1 protein-coding gene is annotated in these 240 nt (G+C 57.1%); it reads right to left on the reverse strand.

Going from position 1 to position 240, the window contains the following annotated elements:
* Positions 1-240, reverse strand: a 240-nt coding sequence (locus QN347_RS20805; RefSeq protein ID WP_323494548.1) for an efflux RND transporter periplasmic adaptor subunit, incomplete at both ends; no start/stop codon positions are given.

Consider the following 240-nt stretch of genomic DNA (forward strand, 5'->3'; position numbering starts at 1 on the left):
GTATAGATTCGCGCCGGCAAACCTAGCCGCAGTTGACCGATGCGCGCTTCCGGTACATAGACTTTCAAATACAGATGATCGAGATTAACCATCTCCAACACCGATCCGCCCGGCATCACCATTTCGCCAGGCTCGCGCAAACGGCTCAATAACACGCCGGCTGCCGTCGCTTGAATCACCAAATCGCTGATCACGGAATTGGCTTCGCTCAGCGCGGCGGCAGCAAGATCGCGTTGCGCC

The organism is Sphingomonas sp. 10B4, assembly GCF_035019905.1.
In the GTDB taxonomy this organism is placed as follows: domain Bacteria; phylum Pseudomonadota; class Alphaproteobacteria; order Sphingomonadales; family Sphingomonadaceae; genus Sphingomonas; species Sphingomonas glacialis.